The following is a 4861-nucleotide window of genomic DNA, read 5'->3' as shown; positions in this document are numbered from 1 at the left end:
ACCAGCCAGCGCCGTGAAGATAGCGTCCTGGCGGTCTCACGATGGAGGCGGCCCAGCACTTCGTCCTTAATCGCCAGCGCCTCCTCCAGGTAGCGGCGGGCGGTGGGGTAGTCGCCTTCTTCCTGTGCAAGATAGCCCAGCGCGTGCAGGGTGACGGCGGTGGAGAAATGGCGGCGGCCCAGCACTTCGTCCTTAATCGCCAGCGCCTCCTCCAGGTAGCGGCGGGCGGTGGGGTAGTTGTCGTCGGCGTACATGACCAGGCCGGCAGCGTGGAACAGGGCGGCGCTGTCGGCATCACGCACTGCCATCCGTGCATCGAGCAACTGGCGGACATGATCGCGAAAGGGTGGCGCCGACAATTCCCCTTCGTCATCGAGGCGCTGAATCGTCTGCGCCAATCCCTGCGCAGCTCGTCGCCAGTCGGCAGCACAATCGGTGCTCACACTGCGGGCGTAGGCGCCTAATAGACGGTGGAGCCGGTAGCCTGCTCCTTCTGCGGATCGCTCGATCAATCCCAGTTCACGCAGGTGCTGGAGGGCCTGTGCGAACTGTTCACGCCTGCTCTCATCGGCAGGATCAATAGGGGCTGTCCGTATCAGCACCTCTTCGGGGATTGGTTCTGGAGCAAGCTGGGCCGCTGCCAGCCAGATGGTTCTGGCCAGGCTATCGATGGGATCATTACTCAGACGCTGATAGCTCAAGGCGAAGGCGGCGACGATGCTCGCCCGTTCGGCCTGGGGTAAACCTTCGCTCAGTTCCTGGCTCAACGATTGGTGCCTGATACTTTCGCTCCGCAGTAGCTCAAGATACCTGGTCAGGGTCACGCTGCTTTTCGCCAGATAACCACCGGCCAGAGTCAAGGCCAGGGGCAGCCCACCCAGTTCCCGAATAATGTCTTGTGCGGCCTTTGCTTCGTCTGGGTCGGCCAGCAGGTGATCAATGGTACAGCCGCGGTCTTCGGCGCGAGGGCGCAGCAGTAACGCTCGACTGGCTTCATCGGACAGGGTGGTGAGGGAGAAGGGGCGCACACCGCTGGTGGCTGCCCAGGTCTGGCGACGAGTGGTGATCAGCAGCCGGCTGCCACCACCGCGTGGACGCCATTGGTGCAGTAATGCCGGGTCTTCCAGGTTGTCGAAGATGATCAGACGGCATCCTGGCTGTTCCCAGATCGTCCGTACCAGTTCGGCTTGCTGGTGCAGGCTCAGCCGCTCAGTGTTGCGCATCCCACCGTCGAAACCTGCACTCTGACGACTCGACAGTTCGCTCTGACTATCGTCGAAGAGTTGCAACCCGCGTGTCCCGCCACACGCCGCTATCTGGGCCTCAATGGTGTCAGGGTGCTCCATATTGAGCCAGAAGATGCCATCAGGAAAGCGATTACGATATTGATGTACAAACTCTATCGCCAGCCGGGTTTTACCGATGCCGCCGATGCCGGTAATGGCCGGCAGCAGCGCGACATCAACGGCATCTTCGCCGGTCAGCATATCGGCCAGGCGCTGAAGTTCTTCCTCGCGACCGACAAAGTTGGTCTTGGGCAGCGGAGGGTGTGGCATCACAAACGGCTGATGGTCAGGCGTGCGCACAAGCGCACGATCAGGATATGATGCCAGAATCACTCCCTCCGAACGGTCAAACCCATACTCGCCCGGTTGATAATCGGCCAGTTCGCGCTGGAGCAGCGCATGCAGGCTTTGCCAGGTCACCCGGCCATCTTCGAGCACGGCAGCCCCGTTCAGGCCACGGAGCAGGGCGGCGCTGTAGCAGGTCGCACCAGCATGTTCGTAGGCTTTTTGCCAGGGGCTGACGGCAGCCAGGGTTTTGCGCATTGAGCCGGCAATACCCTGATTGGTGTCGGTAGCTTGAATATCTAACGCCTGGGCCAGGCGTCGGCGCAGATTGACCACGACCGGATCGGGAGCAGCATCACCAACCGCACCAGCGTAGCAACAGTCGAGCACGATCAGCAGCCGGTCGGGGGTGTGATGGCGTAACACATTCTCTTGTAGCCACTCCATCGAGAGGTGCGCGTGCGGATCGTCGTGTGCATCGTCAGGGCGGAAATTGAAGGTGACCAGGTAAACGTCGCTGTGGCCGTTGTGGTCGGTGACATACCGCCCGTGGCCGATATAGTAGATCAGTAATGTGCCGTGCTGACCGGCGGCCCGCCGTGCATCAAAGATAGCCCTACGCACGGCATCGGTCGTGGCATCTTTGCCGAGCAACGGCCCACCACCGTGTAGCGTGAAATTGCACGCCGGTGAGGCCAGCATGTTGGCGACCTGACGCGCCGTCTCCTCGGCGTAGCGGAGTGGAGCCAGCCCCGTTTCCGGGCCACCATTGACACCAATCACCAGCGCAATCTTCGGTCGCAGATCACTCATGGTATTTCCGTGATGTTAGCCAGATCGTTTGGCGATGTCAGTTGCTCTGTGAGGGTCGGAGAAACATGTTCATTATAGCCAATCGTTGAGTTCCTGTCACCTGTAGCGCCGCATAAGTTTCCAGGTAAGTTCTGACTGGAACCTGGGTCAAAAAACATCTCCTGGGAAGTTATCTCCTTCATTCCCGATCAACGCTACCATCGTGACGAATCCACACCGTATCCTCGTGACCAGCCGGGTCAACGGCGTACCACACGCCCGGCACGAAGTACAGTTGCTGCGGCAGCATGGCTGCCGCACTCCATACAACGCACCACGGGCAACCCTGGCCGGCAACGGTATTTACGCCAACACGTGATCCCACTGCGAGTGGAGCGGGAACGCTGGTTCGGCGTATCTGTGCTCAGGTGTGGTACCGGTGTGGTTGGAGCACGCGGGTTATGAACGCGATGCCATATCGTAAGCACGGCTGGTGCGGCAACCATGCTGCCGCACTCCATACTGCACGACCGTGGGTGTGAAATAAGGTCTCTTGAGGCTACGCTGTCGTCTTCGGTTTCGCATTGGGCACGAAGCGAGCCAGAATAATACCCACTTCGTAGAGGAGATACATAGGCAAGGCCAGCAGCATCAGGTTTACCGGATCACCGGTTGGGGTAATAAAGGCCGCAATAATAATCACAATGACCAGCGCGTACCGACGGTAGCCGGCCAGTTGGCGGGCAGTAGTCACGTTCAGATAGGCCAGCACATAGATAATAATCGGCAATTCAAACACGATCCCGTTGATCAACAGCAGCATCGAGACCGTCTCCAGAAAGTCGGATAAGGTTGGCTGGGTCTGGATCAACGGCGAATCGGAAAAACCGATCAGGAATTGAATAGCGACCGGTGTAGTAACGAACCAGCCGAAGGCGATACCGGCCAGGAAGAAGAGGGTAACGAAGGGCAGCGCACGAAAGATCAGACGTCGCTCGCTGTCGGTAAGGCCGGGGATAATGAACGCCAGAATCTGGTAGACGATGACGGGCATGGCGAGAATTACTCCCACCAGCAAAGCGACTTTCATATAGCTGGTAAACTGCTCGGTAGTGCCGACCGACTGGATGGGGGCAAACCGGTCGTTGATCGGGGCAAAGGTCATAATCAGGATGTCAATCAGCTTAATCGGCCCCTGCGGCCAGACGGCGACAAAGCCCAGCACCATCCCGATCAGCACGGCAATACCAGACTTAATCAGCCGGCTACGCAGCTCGATCAGGTGCTCAACCAGGGTCATTGAGGCATCGTCGGCCCGATTAGCTCTTGCCGGTCGTGTGGTCATGAGGTTACCGTCTCCTCTGTTGCAGATGAAGCAGGTATCTTCGGTTGCCAGTGTTCATCTAGCAAACCACGAGCCTGTAACTGAAAGACAATGGCCTGCAATTCAGCAGCCAGACTATTCAGCCGGTTGAGCAGGTCATGCAGTTCATCGGCAGAGATGGGTAGCGACGCGGTATCTGCTGGAGCGAGAAAAGGCGACTCTGCCGTCGGCGCCTGATCCATAGCCGTGGGCACCAGCGGCTGCTCCTGGGGCGCAGGTGATGGCGTTGCAGAGGTTGTCCCCGCCTCAGCCGGTGCAGGTGCCGATTCAGCAAGCAAGGCGCGGTCTTCCTCAGTAATCGTTTGCACAACCGCCGAGGCTGATGGCGAGGCTGCCATCGGTGTCGCTGCGGGTACGATTGGCTGGGCCGGGGGGCGAATCACGGGTTTAGCCGCGGTTGCGGCGTCATCGAGCACACTTTGCGCCTGTTGCCCAACGGTTTTGACTTCATCGAGCACACTTTGTGCCTGTTGACCGGCGGTCTTGACTTCGTCCAGCGCACTTTGCACCTGCTGACCGGCAGCCTTAACCTCATCGGCGAGCGCCTGCACATCGGCACGCACATCGAGTTGATTGCGGGTACGCACCAGCTCATTGCGCAACTGGGCAATCTCGCGTTCAAACTCGCTGCGCATTTCATTGATCATCTGCAATTCGGGTGATTGCTGCTGCCAGGCCAGAAACTTTGCCACCTGCTTACCGGCAAAGCGTCCCAGCTCCGGCAGGCGTTCTGGCCCAAAGAGCACCAGAGCAAGGCCGGCGATCAGGATGAACTCAAAGAGATGAACGTTAAATATCTCCATACGACCCCGTACTATGTCGGTGCCGATCCATACTAGTCATATCTTACCACAGGAAGCGAAGCTGTGAATTGTGGAAGGAACGAGATCACCCCCACCCCAGCCCGCCCCCGCTGGGGCGGGAGGACGCCCTCACCCCGGCCTCGCTCCCGCAGCGCGAGAGTGGGGAGCACAGCGAGCTGCACTGGGGCGTCCTGATACAATGACCGTGGGTTCGTTCTTCTGTTCTGTCCCAACCTCCCCCCAGCGGGGGGAGGTTCGGAGGGGGGCTGGGATTGCGGTGAACGAGAAATAGTATAGAGCACGCCACACCC

4 protein-coding genes are annotated in these 4861 nt (G+C 59.3%); 1 reads left to right on the top strand and 3 read right to left on the bottom strand.

Annotated elements, in window-relative coordinates; genetic code table 11:
* The coding region (locus tag VAE57_RS11605) for a tetratricopeptide repeat protein (RefSeq protein WP_322822041.1) at positions 1-2384 on the bottom strand (2384 nt) is incomplete at its 3' end.
* 202 nt (positions 2385-2586) lie between these two features.
* Here VAE57_RS11605 and VAE57_RS11600 point away from each other — a divergent pair.
* Positions 2587-2742, top strand: coding sequence for a hypothetical protein (locus VAE57_RS11600; protein WP_322822040.1), 156 nt, complete (start codon positions 2587-2589; stop codon positions 2740-2742).
* Positions 2743-2922: 180 nt separating this feature from the next.
* On the opposite strand, the gene tatC is transcribed toward VAE57_RS11600, so the two are convergent.
* Both tatC and VAE57_RS11590 read right to left on the bottom strand, forming a co-directional pair.
* Positions 2923-3708, bottom strand: coding sequence for a twin-arginine translocase subunit TatC (gene tatC, locus VAE57_RS11595; protein ID WP_322822039.1), 786 nt, complete (start codon positions 3706-3708; stop codon positions 2923-2925).
* Positions 3705-4550 carry a twin-arginine translocase TatA/TatE family subunit gene (locus tag VAE57_RS11590; protein ID WP_322822038.1) on the bottom strand — a complete coding sequence of 282 codons (846 nt, stop codon included), beginning with the start codon at positions 4548-4550 and terminating at the stop codon, positions 3705-3707. The genes tatC and VAE57_RS11590 overlap by 4 nt, the downstream gene beginning before the upstream one ends.
* Positions 4551-4861: the final 311 nt, after the last annotated feature.

It is taken from the genome of Chloroflexus sp. (assembly GCF_034434295.1).
In the GTDB taxonomy this organism is placed as follows: Bacteria; Chloroflexota; Chloroflexia; order Chloroflexales; family Chloroflexaceae; genus Chloroflexus.
The sequence above is the reverse complement of the archived record's forward strand: the minus strand, read 5'-3'. Positions and strand labels throughout refer to the sequence as shown.

What these genes read in the sequence shown, in the direction of transcription:
- VAE57_RS11590 (WP_322822038.1), bottom strand. Translation starts at nt 4,550, where the DNA reads ATGGAGATATTTAACGTTCATCTCTTTGAGTTCATCCTGATCGCCGGC.
- tatC (WP_322822039.1), bottom strand. Translation starts at nt 3,708, where the DNA reads ATGACCACACGACCGGCAAGAGCTAATCGGGCCGACGATGCCTCAATG.